Genomic DNA, 18,268 nt, shown 5'->3' with positions numbered 1-18,268 from the left:
GCCAGCCATCAGGACCACGTAGGATTGCGCGGCCGTTAAGCTTGAGCGGTCGGCAATCGCAGTGCCCTTGCCGGCATTGCCCGGCCGCGCCACGAGCGACGTGAAGGTGTCCTGATCAACGGATCAGGACACCCGTCAGAAGCGCTTCGTTCGAACGGCTATTGGCTCGGCGGAGCAGGATGAATGAAGGGCCAGGGCGAGCCGTCGCTGCCGCGTTCCACCGGCACCTCGATCACGACTGGGGCATTCGCGGCAAGCGCCTCCTCGAGCGCGGCCCTTAGTTCGGCTGGGTCGGTGGCCTTGATGCCCTTGACACCGAAGCTCTCGGCCAAAGCCACAAAGTCAGGATTCTCGAGATCGGCGCCAATCAGACGGCTGTCATAGACGGTCTGTTGGTCCCGGCGGACATTGCCATAAGCGGAGTTGTTGAAAACAACCGCAACGACGTTGATTCCGTGCTGCTTGGCCGTTGCCAGTTCCTGCACGCCGAACATGAACCCGCCATCGCCCGATATCGATATGACCGCCTTGTCGGGATTCGCGACCTTGACGCCGAGCGCGGTATTGAACCCAAATCCGAGGTTGTCCTGATAGGCACAGGTCACGTACTGGCCCGGTTCATAGACCTCAAAGCACATCCGCGCCGTGAATCCGACCTGGCTGACCTCTTCGACGAAGAACCCGTCGCGGGGCAGGACGTCTCGGATCACTTCCAGATAGCCCTGCTGAGGCTGCACGGACGTCAGCGCCTCTGACGCCGCCTTAGACAGCGCACGGTATTCGGCGGAACGGTCGGCGGGTGGGTCGATCTTGCCCTTCAGCGCTTCGATCAATGCACGTGTCCCTTGGGCGGCATCCGCAACGACACCCTGATCGGGCTTGAGGCGAACGAATTCCGTCGGATCAATATCGATCCGCAGCGTCTTGATGCCCTCGGGGAACCAGCGCCAGCGGAAATGCTGAAGCTCAAGCCGCGAACCGATGCCGATCAGCAGATCGCATTCGGGCCAGAATTTCCATGCCGCAGGAGGCAGAAGGGCCAGATCGTCATCTTCTGGCATGACGCCTTTGCCTTGGCGGTGAGCCGTAACAGGGGCCTGCAAAAGCCGGGCCAGTTCCCCAACTTCGGCTGTCGCACCCCAAGCGCCGCCGCCGACCATGATCATCGGGTTCTTCGCCGCGGCGATCAACTCGGCAGCCGCTGCGATGCTTTCGGGGTCTGGTGTCGGGGGGGGCAGGGCGGTGGTCTTGACGGGGTCCGAGACCTCCGCCGACATGCCAAAAACATCCCAAGGTGCTTCGATCCCGACCGGACCCCGCCGCTGCGAATTCATCTGACGAAACGCCTCCGCCATCGTCTCGCCCGCTTCTGTCGGATGGTTGATGCGGTCTGCCCACTTGGTCAGCCCCTTGAGCGTGCCCAAGTGGTCGGGCAATTCATGGAGCTGGCCGCGCCCCTGACCGATCAGGTGAGACATGATGTTGCCGGTGATGCACATGACTGGCGCGTTCGCCCCGTATGCCGTGCAAAGTGCGGCACCGGAGTTCAACAGTCCGGGGCCGGGCACGACAGTGTAGACCCCGGCCTTGTTCGACGTGCGCGCATAGCCATAGGCCATATAGGCAGCACCCTGCTCGTGGCGGGTATGGATGAACCGTATCCCCTCTTCGCGGGCCAATGCATCGTTGAAATCGTACATATGAGCGCCGGGGATGCCGAAAACGGTATCCACGCCGTTGGCGGTCAAGGATTTGGCGATCACTTCGCCAGTGGTCAGCTTGGCCATGTCGGCTCCTGTTATTGAGCGATTACTTCGCGATCGAAAGGACTTGGACAGTGGTGTATTCGCGCAGGCCCTCTTCCGAGAATTCCACACCAAAGCCGGATTGCTTGACCCCGCCCATAGGGACCATCGGGTTCAGCACGGCGTGGCGGTTGACCCAGCGGGTGCCGGCCTGCAAACGCTTTGCCACCTCGGCTGCTGCGGCGGTGTCGTTGCCCCAAGCCGATGCGCCCAAGCCAACTTCAAGGCTGTTTGCTGCTTCGACGGCCTCATCGAGTGTCTTGTAGGAGATGATCGGCACAACGGGGCCGAACTGCTCTTTGCGCACGACATCCATCTCGGCTGTGCAATCCGCCAGAACCGTCAGCGGATAGAAATAGCCCGGGCCGCTAGTCGCCTCGCCCCCGGCCAAGACGCGCGCGCCCTTGGCCTTGGCATCCTCTACCATGGCCGAGACCTTTTCGAACTGCATCTTGTTGGACAACGGCCCGATCAGGGTGGTTTCGTCCACGCCATTTCCGACCGGAATTCCGCCGACGAATTTGGCAAGTGCCTCTGCAACGGCATTCACGTCATCCTCATGAACATACAGCCGTTTTAGGCAGGAACATGTCTGGCCAGCGTTGATGAAAGTGCCCCAGAAAAGCGGCTCGATCAGGGCCGACATGTCGGTGCCAGGCAGAATGATCCCGGCGTCGTTACCGCCCAGTTCCAACGTCAGTTTCTTCAGTGTCGGGCCTGCTCGCTCCATGATGCGGCGCCCGGTCGGGATCGAGCCTGTAAAGGTGATCTTGTCGATATCCGGATGAGAAGAAATCCGGTCACCGACCTCCGCATCGCCTGTCACAACATTCAGAACGCCGGGTGGCAGGATGCCAGCCTCGTTGATCAGTTCGACCAGCTTCAGGGTCGCAAGGGGTGTGAATGGTGACGGCTTGAGAACGACGGTGCAGCCGATACGAATGGCCGGCATGATGTGCCAGATCGCAATCATCAGGGGCCAATTCCATGGGGTGATCGAGGCGACGACGCCGACAGGCTCACGGTGGATCTCCACGCGCTCCTCATCATTGTCGATCAGGACTTCAGGGGCCAGCGATAAGCCCGCTGTCACACGGGTCCAGCCAACCGCGCCGCCCACTTCAAAATTCGCGCCGGGGCCACTCTGGGGTTTCCCTTGCTCTTGGGTAATCAAAGCGGCCAAATCTTCCGCATTTGCCTCGATCAGATCGGCAATCTTGTTCAATGCGGTTACACGTTCGTCGTCGGGCGTCGCGGCCCAACCGGGAAATGCCGCGCGCGCTGCTGCAACTGCGGCGTCCACTTCGGCCGCTGACCCAAGCGGGCATTCGGCTGCCACCTCGCCAGTCGCGGGGTTGATGACGTCAAACGTCTTTCCGGTTTGAACCGGCTTGCCGTTGATTGTCAGCGAATATGACATGAGATCTCTCCTGCTTCTGACCTATCGGTTTGATCGTGGCCGCTTCCTCGAAAGCGGGTCGTGAATGAATTGCCCATACTTGGCGGCAACGAGGGTCAGTCCTGCCACACCAGCGAGAATTCCTCGCGGAAGGCAAAGCGTTCCAAGTGGCGAGACACGACGCCCTTCCAGCGCTCCAGATCACCGCGAGGGCCGGTCGTCGCGGTCACAGCCAGTTGCGTGGCTGTGGCGGACATCTGCACTTGATTGCCACCGTCAAATCGGATCGTTCCGGCGTTCGGGTCGAACTCGACAGCCGCCTTGTGGGACCAGTGCTTACACAATTGCTGCAAATACCTGCTCGCGTTCGATGTCTCGGCCGTGCCATGCGCCGACTGGTCGGGCAGCAAAGACAGCGCCGCCTTCGCGCTGTCGCGGATGGCCGAAGCAAACAAAGTGACGTCGATATCCGTAGCCACAAATGTTGCGCCGATGTCCAGGCACTCCCGCTGCATTTTGGGCGACAACGTCAGGATGCCACCGGCCTTTCCCGCAGCCACGATCTTGCGCATCCCGTCCAGAACAGCCGCTTCCACTTCGGGGGCGGCGGCGTTCCCGATATGGCCCATGTCAGCGGCAAGGTCGGATGGTCCGATAAAGACACCGTCAATGCCCTCGATCTGCAGGATCTCGTCCAGGGCCTCCATGCCCTTGCGGTTTTCAACCTGCACCAGCAGGCAAATCTCTTCGCGGGCGGTCTTCAGATAGTCGGGGATGGCCGAAAAGTTGGAGGCGCGGGCAAGAGCGGAGCCGACTCCGCGAATGCCGTGAGGTGGATAGGTCACGGCTTTGACCAGTTCGCGAGCCTGTTCCGCGCTTTCCACCATCGGTACCAGCAGGGTCTGGGCTCCGGCATCCAGCAATTGCTTGATCATCCATGTCTCGCCCACAGTGGGCCGAATTACAGCGTGGCTGCCAAATCCGGCGATCACCTGCAATTGGGCGATGATCGAACGCAGATCGTTCGGCGCGTGCTCGGCATCAATCAAGAGCCAGTCAAATCCGGCCCCTGCGCTGATCTCGGCAACATAGGGATCGGCGAGCCCGAGCCAGCAGCCCATTTGCGGGTCACCGGCCTTCAACGCGGCCTTGAATGGGTTATGCGGGGCGGGCATGGAAAATCTCCTTACGCGAACTGAATATCGACCGAGCCGAAGGCACCGAAGTCGGCGTGAATGGCGCTGCCCGATGGGCACTCGACAGGTCTGATGAAGCTGCCCGACAAGATCACCTGACCGGCTTCAATGCTCTGACCATACTGCGCCATGCGGCGGGCCAGCCAGACAACGCTTTCGACCGGATCGTTGAGAACACCAGCGCCAAGGCCGGTCTCCTCGATTTCGCCGTTGCGGAACGTCAAAGCGCCGACCCAGCGCAGGTCAAACGCGTCTGGAGCGTGGCGCTGGGCACCTAGAACGATGCCGGCGTTGGCAGCGTTGTCGCTGATCGTATCAAATACCGTGCGGGTCTTTCCGGTCTCTGGATCAACGCGCAGAATTCGGGTGTCGAGGATTTCGAGAGAAGGCGCGACAAAGTCGGTCGCGGCAAGCACGTCATCACGGGTGACGTTGTCGCCCCCGACCGGTGCCTTCATCACAAAGGCGATCTCGGCCTCGATCCGAGGCTGGATGAAGCGGCCTTTTGGCACCGTGTCGCCGCTGTCGAACGCCATATCGTCGAACAGGATGCCACTGTCGGGGATATCGATGTTGAGCGCGTATTGCATCGCTTTCGACGTCAGGCCGATTTTCCAGCCGATCACTTTTCGGCCCTGAGCCAGCTTCTGCTCGTAGATCGCCTTCTGCACCGCATAGGCATCATCCATGCCCATGTCTGGATGGCGCTTGGTCAGCAGACCAATCTGCTCTCCGGTCGCTTCGGCTTGAAGTAGGTCGGCCGCAGCGCGTGCATGATCCTGCGGAGTCATACAACTTCGTCCTCAATGCCATTGCGCAGGGTGCCAATACCGTTGACTTCGATCTCAACCACATCGCCGGGCTTGAGATAGATCGGTGGATCAAAGCGGGCACCAGAGCCTGTGGGCGTACCGGTGACGATCACGTCGCCGGGCTGGAGGGTCATAAAGGTCGAGATGTAGGCGATCTCCTCGCGGATCGGAAACATCATACGGTTGAGGGTATCGTCCTGACGAACCTCTCCATTCACGCGGGTTACGATGCGCGCGTCGTCCAATTGGCTGGCATCGGTAAAGGGCACGATCCATGGCCCGATCGACCCGGACTTGTCCCAATTCTTGCCTTGGGTGACGTTGAACTTCGCGTGGCGCACCCAATCGCGGATTGTGCCTTCGTTGCAGATGGTCAATGCGGCGATGTGATCATAGGCATCTTCGGCCTTGATGCGACGGCCGCCTTTGCCGATCACGATGGCAACCTCGCCTTCGTAATCGAGCGTATGGTTCTCAGGCGGGCGGATCAGTGGCCGGTCATGGCCGGTGAATCCGCTGGCAAAGCGGGGAAACAACGACATGTACTTTGGCTGAGCGCTGCCATCTTTGTATTCGGCATTGCGGTCGGGAAAATTCACGCCCACGCAGAGGATGCGCTGGGCGTTGGGCAAGACCATCTCATAGCGGAAATCGGTATGCGTGACCGCACGTCCCTCTGCGGCGGCGGTCAACGCGCCGAGCTCTCCGGCTTGAACCACATCCAAGAGGGTGGGCCACTGGGGGAAGTCCGGCGATAGGGCCACTGCGCCCGCGTCGGTGATCGCGCCATAGTAGGTTTCGTCTTCGGCGGTGTAAGTTGCAAAACGCATCGTTCAGGCCCCTTCCGCGGCATCGATGCCGCCCATGCAGATGTATTTCAGCTCCATGAAGTCATCGAGGCCGTGGCGGGATCCCTCGCGTCCGAGCCCAGACATCTTGACCCCGCCAAAGGGTGCTTCTGCAGTCGAGATCAGCCCGGTGTTCACGCCGACCATGCCGTAATCCAGCGCCTCGGAAACGCGCCAGACGCGGGCGTGGTCGCGGGAATAGAAATACGAGGCCAGACCAAATTCGGTGTCATTAGCGGCGGCAACGACCTCTGCCTCGGTCTCGAATTTAAAGAGTGGCGCGACAGGGCCAAACGTCTCTTCGGTAGCGACAGCCATGTCGGATGTGACGCCGGTGAGAATGGTCGGCTCAAAGAATGTGCCGCCAAGTGCGTGGACCTTGCCACCCAACGTGATCTCGGCACCCTTTGAGGTCGCATCATTCACGTGCTCTCGCACCTTCTCGACAGCCGCCTGATCGATCAACGGGCCAAAGACGATGCCTTCGTCAAAACCATTGCCGGTCGGCAAAGTGGCGACCTTGGCCGCAAGCTTCTCGGCGAAGGCATCGTAGACACCCGACTGAACGTAAATGCGGTTGGCGCACACACAGGTCTGGCCGTTGTTGCGAAACTTTGCGATCACGGCACCATCGACCGCAGCGTCCAGGTCGGCGTCGTCAAAGACGATGAAGGGCGCATTGCCGCCCAATTCCAGCCCCAGCTTTTTGATCGTCGGCGCGCATTGCGCGTAAAGCATCGCGCCAATTTCGGTCGAGCCTGTGAACGTCAGCTTCTTGACGATGGGGCTCGAGGTCATCTCGCCGCCAATGTCGCCAGCCGAACCGGTCAGGACAGAGAACAAACCCTCCGGGATCCCGGCACGTTCCGCCAGAACCGCGAGGGCAATGGCCGAAAAAGGCGTTTGCGAGGCTGGCTTCAGAACCATCGAGCAGCCCGCTGCAAAAGCAGGGCCGGCCTTGCGGGTGATCATCGCATTGGGAAAGTTCCAAGGCGTGATCGCCGCGACGACGCCGACCGGCTGTTTGATGGTGATGATGCGCTTGTCCGGTGCATGGCCTGGGGTCACGTCACCGTAGGCGCGGCGGGCTTCCTCGGCAAACCACTCGATGAAGGAGGCACCGTAGGCGATCTCGCCTTTGGCCTCGGCCAAGGGCTTGCCCTGCTCTGCGGTCAGGATGGCACCCAGATCGTCCTGGTGCTCCATCATCAACTCGAACCAACGGCGCAGGATTTGGCTGCGCTCCTTGGCTGTGCGGGCCGCCCAGCCATGGCGGGCGGCTTCGGCAGCCTCGATCGCTTCGCGGGTTTCGGCGGCGCCCAGCTTGGGCACATGGCCGATGACCTCACCGGTCGCCGGATTCTTGACGGCAATGCCGGTTGCAGGGTCTGCGTCAATCCAACGCGTGCCTACGAGCGCGGCCTCGCGCAAAAGGGTGGGGTCATTCAGGGCAAGCATTCCGGTCTCCGGATCAGGGGGCAATAATGGGCGAGGCTTTGAGTTCAGATTCTCGGGTCTCGGCGCCGACGAATTCGGTGCCATGCTCGAACCAGCTCCGCGGGGCAGGTGCGCCCCAAAGAGTCTGGCGCTGCGGGTCGGTCAGATCCCACTTGATCGGCTCCAGATCAGGATCGACGGTCTGATAATCCGAGCAATAGATCTCGATGCGATGTCCTTCAGGATCGAGGATATAGAGAAAGAACGCGTTCGAGATCCCATGTCGCCCGGGGCCGCGTTCGATGTTGCTCACATATCCAGAGGTCGCCATCAGATCGAGGAGGTCGATGATGTTCAAGGGTGTTGGCACCCAAAATGCGACATGATGCATCCGTGGGCCCTTGCCATTAGTGAAGGCCATATCGTGCACGCCGCCCTTGCGATGCATCCAGGCTGCCCACAGGTGCTTGCTCTGTTCATCCTCGGTGTATTCGGTGACGCGAAAGCCAAAGTCGCTGTAGAACGCGACACTCTCATCCACGCTTGGGGTAAAGCAGTTGAAGTGATCAATGCGCAGCGGTTTGACCCCGCGATAGAGCGCGTATTGCTGATGGATGGGCGGCAGCCGATCCATCTTGTGATAGAACTCCAGCGGAATGCCCATATTGTCCGAGGTCAGCAGCGTGCGGCCCTGATAGGGACGCTCAACCCAAGACGTCGGGCGGCCCTTCGATTGGAAATAGGTTTCGGCCTTGTTGAGATCGGCCTCGTCAAAGGTCTTGAACCCCATCACCTCGACGGTGCCGGGAAGGTCGGATTTCTGCAGGATCACGCAATGATGGCCGCGTTCCTCCATCGCCCGAAGATAGACATGCGTCTCGCTTTCATCGGTCACCTGAAGTCCGAGAATGTCGGTATAAAATGTCTTGGATGCCGCGAGGTCCGAGACGTTCAGGCAGACATGGCTCAACCGGATGGTGTTGAAGTCGGGGTAGAGATTTGGTGCGGGAACAGGCATCAATGCCTCCTACTGAACAGGAAAGATGACGTTGGTCTGGCCTGTGCCGGACGACGGGAAGTAAGGCGTGACCACTTCGCACTTTGCGTCGTAAGTGTCCCAGCCCAACGCGCCATACAGCATGGCCGTGTCGTGCATCGAGCCTTCGCCGCAGCAGAACTGCGCGTAATCGCCCAACATCTTCAGAAAGGTGGCGTGATCGCCGTTCTTCCACATCTCCAATACGTGCAGATCCATCTGACGATTGAATTCGGAGCTGATGGTAAAGGTGCCGTCGTTGGCGGCATAGTCCTTGTTGGCCCAAATCTTGTGAGACAAGGAACCGGACGCCACCAGCAGCACTTTGCTGTCGGATGCCTCCACCGCTTCGCGTATGGCCTCGCCAACGACACGGCTCTCGTCATGGCCGTGGACCGTGGCCCAGGCTGCAACCGAGACGACCTTCATGTCGTGCTCGCGGCTCATGAACCGCATCGGAACAAGCGTGCCATACTCAAGCTCCAGACTGTCCAGATGATGGGCCAATGTGTATGCACCTTTGTCGGTTGCGGCCTTGGCGATCGCATCGCCAAGCTCCGGGTTGCCGTCGTAGCCGTATGGCAGATCCTGAATGAACTGTGGGAATTCATTCGACGTGAACAGCCCTTCGAAACGGGCGTTGGCATTGATATGGAATCCCGCATTGATGACCCAGTGGGTATCGCAAATCACAACGGTATCGGCACCCAGCGCCTTGGCGCGACGGGCGATCTCGCGATGACCGTCGATTGCGGGCTGACGCCTGCCTTTGACGGGCCCGTCCTGTTCCGACATCAGCAATGTCGGCACGTGGGTCATCTTGGCGGCTAGAACGATTTCTCCCATGGACTTCCTCCCAATGGTCCTACGCGGCTGCGCTGAGTCTATCAGGCGCCGAGGCGCATGATCTTGTGTTGGCCCGTCGCGAAGCCGATGTGCTTCTGCTCCATGTAGAATTCAAAGCTCCAGTCACCGCCATCGCGGCCGATGCCGCTGGCCTTGACCCCGCCGAAGGGTGTGGGCAAGTGGCGGACGTTCTCGGAGTTGACCCAGATCATGCCGGCTTCCAGCTTGTCGGTGAAGCGGAGTGCACGGGTCAGGTCATTGGTCCAGACATAGCCGGTCAGGCCGTATTGTGTGTCGTTGGCGATCTCGAGGGCCTCTTCTTCCGTCGAAAACGGGATCGAGGTCAGGACCGGGCCAAAGATCTCTTCCTGCGCAATGCGCATCTTGTTGGTGGCGCATGTGAAAAGGGTAGGGCGAATGAAGTAGCCCTCGTCGCCCAGCTTCACGCCACCTGCGGCAACGGTCGCACCGTCTTCCTTCGCAATGTCGAAGTAGGACGTCACCTTGTTGTAATGCTCTTCGGTCACAAGAGGGCCGATTTCGGTGGCAGGGTCCAGCGGATGGCCAACCTTGATGTTGTTGATCCGCTCGACAAGCTTGGCCTCGAATTCCTCACGGATCGTGTCCTGCACCAGCAAGCGGCTGGAAGAGGTGCAGCGTTCGCCGTTGATGGAAAAGATCATGAAGATCACGGCATCAAGGGCGCGCTCCAGATCCGCGTCGTCAAACACGATGACAGGGTTCTTTCCGCCCAATTCGAGGTGCATCCGCTTCAGCGTATCTGCGCCCTGTTTGGTAATGATCGAGCCGGTGCGGCTTTCACCAACAAACGCGATCGCCTTGATAGCAGGATGCTCAGTGAGGCGCTTGCCTGCGTCATGACCATAGCCGTTGACGGTGTTCAGGACACCGGGTGGCAGGCCAGCTTCCTCGGCAATCTCCACCAGCAGTCGGGCGGAGAGCGGCGAATCCTCGGCAGGCTTGTGAACCACCGTGCATCCGGCGGCCAGAGCCGGCGCAATCTTCCATGTCGAGAGCATGAAGGGGGTGTTCCAGGGCGTGATGACACCGACAGGTCCAATCGGGTTACGTGTGGTGATGTTCATCAACGTCGGTGACTTCAGGTGCTGGCCATCGCGGGCCTGCTCGACCTGATCGGCAAAGAACCGAAAATTCTCGGCGCCACGCAGGGCGGCCTTGGACATGAAACGTAAGGTCTGACCCGTGTCCCAGCATTCGCAAAGGGCGATTTCCTGAGCCCGCGCCTCGATGGCATCCGCCACGTTCAACAGGATTTGGCGACGCTCGGTTGCCGGCATATCGCGCCATGCCGGAAAGGCGTCGGCTGCGGCCTTTGCCGCCGTGTCGACGTCGGCTTCGGTGCTGCGGGCCACGTCGCAGATTACGCTTTTGTCGACCGGTGAGACCGATTGGAACACGCCTCCCGATCCCACGACATCTTCGCCGGCGATACGGTTGTGAATGCCGGTTTCTTTGAAACGAGCCAGAAAGCCTGCAAGTTTCTCGATGTTTTGATCCAGAACGGTCATGTCGTTACTCCAGATGATCGCGGATGGTGCCTGTCTTGGGCGAAAGATTGGGGTCGATGTCGCGCATCTCCAGAGAGAGGGCGATGGAATGGCTTGCCAGTTGTGGTGTCATATAGGCGTGCACGGCGTCGAAAATACGCTGTGTGGCGTTCTGCTTGACCTCGGCGGCCCGACCGCCACGTAGGCGTATCGAGATATCGATGAACCCGTGCTTGGGATTGCCGTCTGCAATCGCATAATGATCCACCCGAACAGCGCGCACTCGAATGCCGGCCATCGGGAACGTGTCGATCTCGGCGGCAGTCGCGCGGATATGCTCGCACAGACCGGACATGTCGACGACGTCTTCAAGGTTACCTGAATAGTCGATCTGAAAATGCGGCATTTCATTTCCTACACATGTTAACAGTTGCGTTGTTAATGACTTCCGCCTTGCCATGTCAACAAATTTCCTTAACATGAAAAGTAATTTCTGGATGTGACCCCCGGATCAAGGGACAAGCCTTTGAATAATTCTCTGCCATCGACGCGCCGGTCGCTTCCCATCGCGCTTATCCGTGCGCGAGAGAACGCGATGTTGCCGATTCGGGAAATGCTGGCCAAGACAGGGCTGACGGAACAGCAGTGGCGGGTGTTGCGCGTATTGTCGGAATTTGGCCCGCAAGATGCGACGGAGCTCTCGGAGCGAGCCTGCTTGTTGCTGCCAAGTCTGACCCGAATGGTGCGAAGCATGGCGGAAAAGGGCCTGATCACCCGCGAGCAGGACCAATCCGACAGGCGCCGTCAGATGCTTGCGATTACGGATGCCGGACAAAGGATCATCGACGACAACTACGAGCAGGGGCTGAGGGTCGTGGAGGGATTCAAGGCTCGTCTGGGGGAAGACAAGTACGAGCAGTTGCTCGACTTGCTAGAGCTTTTCTCGGACCCGCCGGAGCGAAAATCCTAACGCATGACGCGCGGTCCCGTGGGGCCATCAACAGATCGTCCAGCTCACGCGGTTTTGGCCGCCTCTGCGTTCTGGGCATCTATCGACGATTGGTACAGTCCGATCAGCTTGAAGACGTGCGCACGGATAAGTTTTTTGGCACCCTCGATATCCTCGTTCTGGCATAGCTCGATCAGCGCCGCATGTTCCGACATCGAATCGGAGAGATGGGCGTTCATAACTGTGAAGAGATGGGTTCGAAGCGCCATGAGTGGGCCGATGGTGTTGGGGTAGACCCGCTTGATGGACCGATTGCCGCTGCACGTGACGATTGCATTGTGAAAGAGCATATCGGCCTGCGTATACCCGACCGGGTCGTTCTGCGCGACGGCATCCTCCATCTGTTTCATCCCCGATTGCAGTTCGGCGACGAGCGTCTTGTTATTGCGCTCGATCGCCATCTCGAGACAGGCGGCTTCAAGGATGGACCGGTGGTCGCCAAGGTCGAGGGCGCTCTGGATATCGGGTGTGAATACGAAAGAGCCCACCTTCGGCACGACCTCGACCAAGCCCTCCTGCTGCAACATCGCCAGCGCCTCCCGCACGGGCGATCGGCTGATCTGTAGGACGTCGGCCAGGCCCTGTTCGGAGAGCTTCGATCCCAGAGGCAACTCGCCGGCAATGATCGCCAATCGAATGCGGTCGGTCGTGACCTTCATAAGTGACTGGGCTGGTTCGATAGGTTGCATGTCTCGCCTTCGCTCAGAACTGTCTCGTCCGTCTTGCAGCGCCCTCCACCGTTTCGCAAGCCTCTTGACTTGGCGATGATGTATGTAACATGGTAGATACAGGATGCGCCGAAATCAAGGGAGGGATTCAGCGTGACATCAGGGGGGAGTGCCAGCCTGGCATCGGTGCAGGAGTTGGAAACGCGCTTTCTCAAGGCGTGCGTTGATGCTTTGGGTGCCGATCGCTTTGTAACGGGCGCGGTGGACAAGCAGCCCTACCTGACTGACTGGACAGGTGAATTCACCGGAGATGCCATCGCCATCGCCCGTCCGCGCCGGACCGAAGAGGTCGCCGCGCTGGTAAAGCTTTGCGTCGAATATGGCGTGCAGATCGTGCCGCAGTCCGGTCGGACGGGGCTGGCGGGCGGTGCCATTCCGATCGGGTCGGGGCCAAGTCTGGTCATATCGCTGGAGCGCATGAACGCGATCCGCTCCATCGATTCCTCAAGCCGGACCGCGGTCGTCGAAGCTGGTGTGATCCTCGAGGTTCTGCACGACGCCGTTCTCAAGCACGATCTCGTCTTTCCGTTGACCTTTGGCGCAAAGGGAAGCTGCATGATCGGCGGCGCGCTCGCCACCAATGCAGGCGGTTCCAACGTCGTGAAATACGGCACCACGCGCGAGCTTTGTCTCGGGATCGAGGCGGTCCTGCCTGACGGAAGTGTCATCAACGGGATGACCGGGCTGCGCAAGGACAACACCGGGCTAGACCTCAAGGACCTGCTCGTAGGTGCCGAAGGCACGCTGGGGATCATCACCGCCGCCGTTTTGAAGCTCGCGCCGCGCCCAACCGCACGCGCGACAGGCTTTCTGGCGCTGGGGTCGCTCGACGAAGCTCTGGACACATTGAACGCCATCCAGGACCGGACAGGCGGCGCGGTCGAGGCATACGAGTACATGCCGCAGCCGATGCTGGATGCCATATGCCGGGCATTCCCGCAGACAAGCCTGCCTCTGACAGGCGATGTCGGCACCGGCATCCTGTTCGAGGTCGCGTCGACGCGGCCAAGCGATGCCGAGATGATGGACGAAGGCGGCACGCGGCTGGAATCCGAGCTCTTGGCCGAGCTTGAGGCGCAGATGGAAAACGGTGCCGTGCTTGATGCCGTCATCGCAAGCTCGGAGCGTCAGCGGGACGATCTCTGGCGGATGCGCGAATCGGTACTGGAATCGATCCAGCACGCTGGCCCCTATTACACCTTCGACTTGTCGCTGCCGCTGGGCCGGGTCGCCGAATTCGTGGCCAAAATGGACGTTGCCGCAAAGGATCTCGGCTTCGCGCCGCTGGTGATCGGTCATCTGGGTGACGGAAATCTGCACTATGCGCTTTCCGCGGCAGAGGGCGTCGATTTCCACGATCTTTCGCTGGATGCCGCCAAAGCCGCAGCCTTCGACCTGCTAGCGGACCTGCATGGCTCTTTCAGCGCCGAACACGGGATCGGGCAATCCAAACTGGGGTTGATGGACGGGATGAAGGAACCGGCGCAGCTCGCAGCCATGCGCCGAATAAAGCAAGCGCTCGATCCGCAAAATTTAATGAACCCGGGGAAACTGATCCCGGGTGTTGAGGCACGACCATGACAGAACACACATCGACAGCGATCCACGGTTGCTGCTCTGCCGAAATTCTTCAGAAGTTCGTCGAGTTTGGCAAAACAGGAACCATGCCCAAGGATCTGTCAAAGTGGCTGGACGATCCGAAGGCGCAGTATATCGAACCGTGGAAGCCTTTCGATAACGTGCATTTCGTCGGGGTCTGCTGGGTCTCGGCGTGGTTGATCGAAACATCCGACGGCGCGGTTCTGATCGACACGATGTACGGCCCGCACGTCGATCCGTTGATCGAGAACATCCGAAGCACCGGCATCGACTTCGCCGACATCAAGTATGTGCTGATGACGCACGGGCATTTCGACCACGTCGGCGGCGCGGCTCAATTGCGTGCAATTCTGCCAAATGCCCGGTTTGCGATGACACAAAAGGGCTGGGACGAAACGGTCGATGACGTCGCCAACTGGCGGGGCACGCCGAACGAATACGAAATGCTCGCCCCGGAACTCGTGCTGGCGGATGGCGAAAGCATAACATGCGGTGACGCGCAGTTCACCGTCATCGAGACGCCAGGTCACACATGGGGCACCGCGTCATACCTCTACGATGTTTTCGACCGCGGTAAACGGCACCGGGCGATTACGGTCGGCGGGCTCGGTTTGAATGCCATCGACGGTCCTTCGCAGGTCGAAGCGTTCCTGAGCAGTCTGGATCGGATCGAGGGGCTGGTCCGGGATTCCGAGGCGCCGGTCATGGTGCATCTGACGATGCACGGCTTCTCGGCCAATCTGGAGGAAAACCGTCAGATTCACGCAGAGCGCAAAGCTGGCGACCCGAACGTGTTTCTCAACCCCGAAGCCGTTCTGAAAGAGGTGGCATTCCTCCGCGACGGAGCCGCCCGTCGGCTCGAGATCGAGCGGAAGAAGGCGGCAGCAACACAAAACGGTCAGGGCTAGGCCGATGTGGCTCGTCCCCATCATCGTGGCAGTCTTGCTGGCCGCTGGCACGGCACTGGCCTATGTCATCGGCGGCGCCGCGGTCTTGTCTTTCGTCTTTCTCGACAACACGCGATACCTCGCAGTGCTGCCGCAAAAGATCTTCAGCCAGATTGACGTCTTCTCCCTGATGGCGATGCCGCTGTTCATCCTCGCCGGCGAGATCATGAACCGCGGCGGCGTCACCAAGGCGCTCCTTGATCTGTCGATGGCGCTGGTCGGGCGGATGCGGGGTGGCCTCGGACACGTCAATATCCTGACGAGCGTCTTCTTTGCCGGGATCTCCGGCTCCGCGATTGCCGACGCTGCTGCCCTTTCGAACACGCTCGTTCCCGAAATGAAGCGACGCGGCTACAGCGATACATACGCGGCCGCGATTACGGCCGCTTCTTCGATCATCGGGCCGATTGTGCCGCCCTCGATCATTTTGATCTTCTACGGGGCCGTCATGCAGACCTCGGTCACGGCGCTCTTCATGGCCGGGATCCTGCCCGGACTGGTATTGGCCTGCGCGCTCTTCGCTGCGAACGGCGTTGCCGCATACGCGGGCAATCACCCCCGGCTCGAACGCGCCGAGATCACGCCATTCAAAGAAGCGTTCTTTCATGGGCTTCCCGCAATGTCGTTGCCGATCATCATCGTCGGAGGGATCGTGTTTGGCCTGATGACTCCGACAGAGGCCGCCGGTGTCGCGGTGGTCGCGGCTAGTCTGGCGGGATGGTATTACGGTGCGCTGAGCCCGCTTGCCATTCTGGAATCGTTGCGTCGCACGGCCATGCTGTCCGGCTCAATTTTCATGATCCTCGCGGCGGTGGCCACGCTCGGGCACATCGCCTCGCTGGAACGCCTGCCCCAAGCGATTGCGACGCTGGTCACGGACCTCGGCCTTGGGCCGCTGCAATACCTCTTAGTGCTGAACGTCCTGCTGATCCTGGTTGGCATGTTGATGGATATTCCGGTGGCCTTGGCCCTCCTGGTGCCGCTTCTTGCGCCAGTGGCCATCGCGCAGGGAGCCGATCCGACCCATCTCGGGATCATCATCTGTTTCAACCTCAGCATCGGTCTGGTGACGCCACCGCTCGGGGGATGCCTTTTGGTCGTCTCCACGGTGACAGGCACCAATTACTGGAAACTGGCGAGGGCCGTTCTGCCCTTCGTCATCGTCGAGATTCTCGTGCTTGGATTGCTGATCCTCGTGCCTGAAATCACGCTCGCCATCCCTCGCGCGATGGGGCTGGTGAATTAACACGGTTTACAGAGGAGGAACCAAACATGACCCATCTCAAACTACTGTCCGCGGTCGCCGCGCTGGCGATAATGGCAGGCAACGCAAGTGCCCAGGTCAAGATCGCTCAGGATTGCCCGCCCGACCCCGAAACATGCGGCACCTATGTCTGGGCGCACACCTTTGCCGAATACCTCGCAGAAAACGGCATCGAGACCGAAGAATTCGAGCGCGGCGCCCTTGGCGACGAAGCAGAGCTTCTGGATCAGGTCTCCTCGGGGCTTCTTGAGGTCTCCATGTCCGATTTGCGCTCTGCGGGCTCCCTCGCACCGTTCATCTACGGCATGAACCTCCCGTTCCTGTTCGCCTCGCACGCCGAACTCGATGAAGCTGTCGAGCGGGGAAACCTCATGGAAAGCATCAACGAGGGTCTGACCCCGAATGGTGTGCGGGTTCTGGCGCTTGTGGCCAACGGGTCGCCTGCCGGCATCTTCAATACCAAGACCGCCGTGAACACCATCGACGATCTGGCTGACCTGCGGATGCGGGCACTCGATGAAACCCAGATCCGTATGTACGAGGCGTGGGGCAGCACCGGCACCATCGTCGCATGGCCCGAAGTGCCGAGCGCCCTGCAGACCGGGGTGGCCGATGGCTATCTGAACGCACCGGTCGTGCCGCTGATGTTCGGCCATGACGGGTTCCTGAAACACTTCACGGACGTGAGGTTCTCTGCGCCCGTCCGGGTCGCCCTCGCGTCAGAGGACTGGTATCAGAGCCTGAGCGACGAAGAGCGGGCGATCGTGGCCGAAGGCGTCGCCGTATCGACAGCGGCCAACCGCGAATGGGTCACCGGTCAGGACAAGGTTCTGGAGCAACTCGAAGCCGCAGGGATCGCCGTGGTTCACCTCAGCGACGAAGAACGTGACCGCTTCGCCGAGGCGTCCCGCCCGCTTTATGAGGGCGGACTCGCCAGTCCCGAAGACATCGCTGTCTGGCTCGAAGCCGCCGGCGTCAACTAAGGCCATGCCAATGCTCGCACGGTCCCTCATGGTGTTGTCCAGTCGCCTGAACGCTGTGGCGCTTTGGGGGGCCGTGGGCGCAGTTGGCGTCATGGTCTTTTCGATCATGTGGCAAGTGGTGGCGCGATACGTGTTCGCGTCACCCCCTATCTGGACAGAGGAGCTCGCACGCTACGCCATGGTCTGGGCGGGCATGTTGGGGGCCTCCTGCGCCTTCTACGAACATTCCGATCCGAACCTCTTCCCCGGCGCGCGCAGCATAACCGGCCGTCGCGGCCTCGAGTTCGCGGTCTTGCGCGGTATTGGCGTTCTGATCTTCGCGGCGCCGGTCATTTGGTTCAGCTTCATCGGGCCAAACGGAGGCTTCACGCGCGGCTTCATCTCGCGGTCGATCGCGCGAACGGCAGAAATGACCGGCGTGCCGATGATCTGGTTCGCAATAGCCATTCCCACGGCATTTGTGCTGATCCTGATCCATTCCATTGCGGACATTGCCGGGCGGGCGGCCGCTACCGATCAAGAGAAGGACGGCTAGGTCGGCTGCTCCGACGCTTTGTCGGCGGCAAAAGTCGTTCCGCAATTGAGCGAGCTCCTGTCCGGCTCTTCCGCATTCACAGAGGGTTCACCCGCAATTGGCTCGACAGTGCGGGTCGCTGCGCTTCGATGTCTGTTTTTGTCTTTTGGTGGGTCTGATCTAGCCTGTCGCGATCCCCGAGCCGCCAGTCGACCCTTTGCCGGCTGCTCAACTTGGCCGTCGCGCGGATGTCGTCGCTGACCCGTCTGGCGGTGACGAAGGAGCTGAGTGGGCGACATTCGCCATTGTCGCTCGG

Annotated in this window: 18 protein-coding genes; 6 read left to right on the top strand and 12 right to left on the bottom strand. The window is 60.4% G+C overall.

Annotation, left to right across the window (positions count from 1 at the left end):
* Positions 1-158: 158 nt before the first annotated feature.
* From LOM8899_RS17405 to LOM8899_RS17360, 10 genes are all read right to left on the bottom strand, one after another.
* Positions 159-1,787, bottom strand: a complete 1,629-nt coding sequence (locus LOM8899_RS17405; protein WP_093993532.1) for a thiamine pyrophosphate-dependent enzyme — start codon at positions 1,785-1,787, stop codon at positions 159-161.
* Between the two features lie 22 nt (positions 1,788-1,809).
* Positions 1,810-3,225, bottom strand: coding sequence for an aldehyde dehydrogenase family protein (locus tag LOM8899_RS17400; protein ID WP_093993531.1), 1,416 nt, complete (start codon positions 3,223-3,225; stop codon positions 1,810-1,812).
* Between the two features lie 95 nt (positions 3,226-3,320).
* Positions 3,321-4,379, bottom strand: coding sequence for an aldolase/citrate lyase family protein (locus LOM8899_RS17395; RefSeq protein ID WP_093993530.1), 1,059 nt, complete (start codon positions 4,377-4,379; stop codon positions 3,321-3,323).
* Positions 4,380-4,390: 11 nt separating this feature from the next.
* Complete coding sequence (gene hpaH / locus LOM8899_RS17390) at positions 4,391-5,191, bottom strand: 2-oxo-hept-4-ene-1,7-dioate hydratase (protein ID WP_093993529.1); 801 nt, start codon at positions 5,189-5,191, stop codon at positions 4,391-4,393.
* Positions 5,188-6,042: a fumarylacetoacetate hydrolase family protein gene (locus LOM8899_RS17385; RefSeq protein ID WP_093993528.1), complete on the bottom strand. Its 855-nt coding sequence runs from the start codon at positions 6,040-6,042 to the stop codon at positions 5,188-5,190. The genes hpaH and LOM8899_RS17385 overlap by 4 nt, the downstream gene beginning before the upstream one ends.
* A gap of 3 nt (positions 6,043-6,045) precedes the next feature.
* The gene (locus tag LOM8899_RS17380; protein WP_093993527.1) at positions 6,046-7,518 is read right to left on the bottom strand and encodes an NAD-dependent succinate-semialdehyde dehydrogenase; all 1,473 of its coding nucleotides are present in this window, start codon (positions 7,516-7,518) and stop codon (positions 6,046-6,048) included.
* Between the two features lie 13 nt (positions 7,519-7,531).
* Entirely contained in the window at positions 7,532-8,515 is a 984-nt protein-coding gene (hpaD, locus tag LOM8899_RS17375; protein ID WP_093993526.1) for a 3,4-dihydroxyphenylacetate 2,3-dioxygenase, read from the bottom strand.
* 9 nt (positions 8,516-8,524) lie between these two features.
* Complete coding sequence (gene hpaD / locus LOM8899_RS17370) at positions 8,525-9,379, bottom strand: 3,4-dihydroxyphenylacetate 2,3-dioxygenase (RefSeq protein WP_093993525.1); 855 nt, start codon at positions 9,377-9,379, stop codon at positions 8,525-8,527.
* Between the two features lie 41 nt (positions 9,380-9,420).
* Positions 9,421-10,929, bottom strand: coding sequence for a 5-carboxymethyl-2-hydroxymuconate semialdehyde dehydrogenase (gene hpaE / locus LOM8899_RS17365; protein ID WP_093993524.1), 1,509 nt, complete (start codon positions 10,927-10,929; stop codon positions 9,421-9,423).
* A gap of 4 nt (positions 10,930-10,933) precedes the next feature.
* On the bottom strand, positions 10,934-11,314 hold the full coding sequence (locus LOM8899_RS17360; RefSeq protein ID WP_093993523.1) for a 5-carboxymethyl-2-hydroxymuconate Delta-isomerase: 381 nt from the start codon (positions 11,312-11,314) through the stop codon (positions 10,934-10,936).
* Between the two features lie 120 nt (positions 11,315-11,434).
* Here LOM8899_RS17360 and hpaR point away from each other — a divergent pair, with 120 nt between their 5' ends.
* Positions 11,435-11,878, top strand: coding sequence for a homoprotocatechuate degradation operon regulator HpaR (gene hpaR, locus LOM8899_RS17355; protein WP_093993522.1), 444 nt, complete (start codon positions 11,435-11,437; stop codon positions 11,876-11,878).
* Positions 11,879-11,922: 44 nt separating this feature from the next.
* Here the strand turns inward: hpaR and LOM8899_RS17350 are convergent, their stop codons facing one another.
* Positions 11,923-12,606 carry a GntR family transcriptional regulator gene (locus tag LOM8899_RS17350; protein ID WP_093993521.1) on the bottom strand — a complete coding sequence of 228 codons (684 nt, stop codon included), beginning with the start codon at positions 12,604-12,606 and terminating at the stop codon, positions 11,923-11,925.
* A gap of 132 nt (positions 12,607-12,738) precedes the next feature.
* Between LOM8899_RS17350 and LOM8899_RS17345 the strand changes: the two genes are divergently transcribed.
* From LOM8899_RS17345 to LOM8899_RS17325, 5 genes are read left to right on the top strand one after another with little or no spacing between them, the layout of a single operon-like run.
* Positions 12,739-14,226 (top strand): FAD-binding oxidoreductase, encoded by a 1,488-nt coding sequence (locus LOM8899_RS17345; RefSeq protein WP_093993520.1) that lies wholly within the window; start codon positions 12,739-12,741, stop codon positions 14,224-14,226.
* Positions 14,223-15,152, top strand: coding sequence for an MBL fold metallo-hydrolase (locus LOM8899_RS17340; protein ID WP_093993519.1), 930 nt, complete (start codon positions 14,223-14,225; stop codon positions 15,150-15,152). The genes LOM8899_RS17345 and LOM8899_RS17340 overlap by 4 nt, the downstream gene beginning before the upstream one ends.
* Positions 15,153-15,156: 4 nt before the next feature.
* Positions 15,157-16,437: a TRAP transporter large permease gene (locus tag LOM8899_RS17335; RefSeq protein WP_093993518.1), complete on the top strand. Its 1,281-nt coding sequence runs from the start codon at positions 15,157-15,159 to the stop codon at positions 16,435-16,437.
* Between the two features lie 26 nt (positions 16,438-16,463).
* Positions 16,464-17,438 carry a TRAP transporter substrate-binding protein gene (locus LOM8899_RS17330; RefSeq protein ID WP_093993517.1) on the top strand — a complete coding sequence of 325 codons (975 nt, stop codon included), beginning with the start codon at positions 16,464-16,466 and terminating at the stop codon, positions 17,436-17,438.
* Between the two features lie 10 nt (positions 17,439-17,448).
* Positions 17,449-17,973 carry a TRAP transporter small permease gene (locus tag LOM8899_RS17325; RefSeq protein WP_245820588.1) on the top strand — a complete coding sequence of 175 codons (525 nt, stop codon included), beginning with the start codon at positions 17,449-17,451 and terminating at the stop codon, positions 17,971-17,973.
* Positions 17,974-18,049: 76 nt separating this feature from the next.
* Here the strand turns inward: LOM8899_RS17325 and LOM8899_RS23595 are convergent.
* Positions 18,050-18,268, bottom strand: a 219-nt coding sequence (locus LOM8899_RS23595) for a hypothetical protein (RefSeq protein ID WP_211096222.1), incomplete at its 5' end; no start/stop codon positions are given.

Origin of the sequence: Flavimaricola marinus, assembly GCF_900184895.1 — a bacterium.
Classification (GTDB): Bacteria; Pseudomonadota; Alphaproteobacteria; order Rhodobacterales; family Rhodobacteraceae; genus Flavimaricola; species Flavimaricola marinus.
Note: the sequence above shows the minus strand (reverse complement) of the source record. Positions and strands in the feature narration are given on the sequence as shown.

Coding starts and splice junctions, on each gene's coding strand:
- LOM8899_RS17405 (WP_093993532.1), bottom strand. CDS start 1,787: ATGGCCAAGCTGACCACTGGCGAAGTGATCGCCAAATCCTTGACCGCC.
- LOM8899_RS17400 (WP_093993531.1), bottom strand. CDS start 3,225: ATGTCATATTCGCTGACAATCAACGGCAAGCCGGTTCAAACCGGAAAG.
- LOM8899_RS17395 (WP_093993530.1), bottom strand. CDS start 4,379: ATGCCCGCCCCGCATAACCCATTCAAGGCCGCGTTGAAGGCCGGTGAC.
- hpaH (WP_093993529.1), bottom strand. CDS start 5,191: ATGACTCCGCAGGATCATGCACGCGCTGCGGCCGACCTACTTCAAGCC.
- LOM8899_RS17385 (WP_093993528.1), bottom strand. CDS start 6,042: ATGCGTTTTGCAACTTACACCGCCGAAGACGAAACCTACTATGGCGCG.
- LOM8899_RS17380 (WP_093993527.1), bottom strand. CDS start 7,518: ATGCTTGCCCTGAATGACCCCACCCTTTTGCGCGAGGCCGCGCTCGTA.
- hpaD (WP_093993526.1), bottom strand. CDS start 8,515: ATGCCTGTTCCCGCACCAAATCTCTACCCCGACTTCAACACCATCCGG.
- hpaD (WP_093993525.1), bottom strand. CDS start 9,379: ATGGGAGAAATCGTTCTAGCCGCCAAGATGACCCACGTGCCGACATTG.
- hpaE (WP_093993524.1), bottom strand. CDS start 10,929: ATGACCGTTCTGGATCAAAACATCGAGAAACTTGCAGGCTTTCTGGCT.
- LOM8899_RS17360 (WP_093993523.1), bottom strand. CDS start 11,314: ATGCCGCATTTTCAGATCGACTATTCAGGTAACCTTGAAGACGTCGTC.
- LOM8899_RS17350 (WP_093993521.1), bottom strand. CDS start 12,606: ATGCAACCTATCGAACCAGCCCAGTCACTTATGAAGGTCACGACCGAC.
- LOM8899_RS17340 (WP_093993519.1), top strand. CDS start 14,223: ATGACAGAACACACATCGACAGCGATCCACGGTTGCTGCTCTGCCGAA.
- LOM8899_RS17335 (WP_093993518.1), top strand. CDS start 15,157: ATGTGGCTCGTCCCCATCATCGTGGCAGTCTTGCTGGCCGCTGGCACG.
- LOM8899_RS17330 (WP_093993517.1), top strand. CDS start 16,464: ATGACCCATCTCAAACTACTGTCCGCGGTCGCCGCGCTGGCGATAATG.
- LOM8899_RS17325 (WP_245820588.1), top strand. CDS start 17,449: ATGCTCGCACGGTCCCTCATGGTGTTGTCCAGTCGCCTGAACGCTGTG.